We start from the raw sequence: 1,373 nt of genomic DNA, 5'->3' as shown, positions 1-1,373 counted from the left end.
ACAGTAGTTGCCGATTCAAATTGCAGGATGTTCGCTGAGGTACGACGCGATCGTCGAAATCCGACTTGAGCCGGTTGTTCAAGCAGTGATTCGAGTAGGCGGTGAACGAGGAGATGAGACATTCACAGCGACTGTCAGTCTCGCCAGTATGGAGGGGCGTGCTGACCCGGGCGCCAGCCCGGGTCTGCCGCCCCGAGAGGTGGTTAGCCGTACATCACTGGCCCGAGGAAGAACCGAAACGTCGCCGTGGAAACCGCTGGTCTCGTTTTCACCCGCCGCTGCTCAGAGAGCAGCAAACACACCACGATCCACAGATTGTACAGCGCCACCGCGAACAGAAAGTAGAACAACCGCACCGCAAACACTGGCGACGTGGTTCGAGGCAGAAACTCACCGATCTTCCGGTAGGACGTTTCTATCCCCCACCGACGCCGATACGCTTGTGCGAGTGGCACCGCTTCATCCACCGTCCGTTCTCGATTCGTAATCAAACAGAGCGAGTCGTCGTCCCGCGAGTGGTGCGGGACGACGACGAGCGTCACCGGCACTCGCATCGGCGGCAATCGCTTTCTGACTAACTCGTAGTCAGTGACGAACGTCTCTTCGTCGTGTTCCGACAGAACCCGCTTGATCCCGCGTGTTTTGGGTGCGCGAATCACGAATTCTACGTCAAGGTCATTCAGTGCATCAACCAACTCGACTCGATACAGCCCTCGGTCACAGTAGATGCGAGTGATCGAGACGGCCTGGCGCGCCGTCTCGATCACGTCTCGGATGACCCCGACCAGTGACGGTGTGTCGGTCTGAGCAACGTAGTCCGAGGCGAGTGTAAATCGTGTTGCCGGGGAAACAATGCACAACGTGACGAAGACGTAGGCGAGGTTCGTTCCACGCTCCGGGTTGATCCGCGACACCATCGGCGTCTGGTCGGAGCCGTAATAGAGCCATTCGTGAAGATCGAGCGCAGCCTCCGCGGTTGTTGGAAATTGCCGTGCCCTCTTCGTCTGGGCGATCAACTGGTCGCGGACGCCATCGAACTGGGCGTCGATGGCGTCCGCTTCCATCGTTCCGAGATTGTACAGGAGTGATTTTGCGAGCGGACTCCGGTCTTCGAGATCGAGAGCGTCACCTCTGGCAAGTTGGAGGTGTCTGGCACTGGTGTTGGTGAACTCCTGTTCGAAGGCGCTCCGAGTGAGGACTCTGGCGAAGTCCTCACTCGGATAGGTACCGTTTGGCTTCGTTCCGAAGTCCAATGACGGATACAGCAACGATCCTGCGGCACGGCAGACCTGCCGTGCCTCGTCGGTAGCAACCATACTCATCGTACGCTGTCACCGGAGAAATCCGACTCTCAGCTACTTCGGCAACTACTG

General features: G+C 58.3%; 1 protein-coding gene. It reads right to left on the bottom strand.

The features are described from left to right. Nucleotides 1-203: 203 nt before the first annotated feature. Nucleotides 204-1,316 (bottom strand): transposase, encoded by a 1,113-nt coding sequence (locus OB916_RS16890; RefSeq protein WP_315910467.1) that lies wholly within the window; start codon nt 1,314-1,316, stop codon nt 204-206. Nucleotides 1,317-1,373 lie beyond the last annotated feature (57 nt).

Origin of the sequence: Halapricum hydrolyticum (assembly GCF_025517535.1) — an archaeon.
GTDB lineage: Archaea > Halobacteriota > Halobacteria > Halobacteriales > Haloarculaceae > Halapricum > Halapricum hydrolyticum.
Note: the sequence above shows the minus strand (reverse complement) of the source record. Positions and strands in the feature narration are given on the sequence as shown.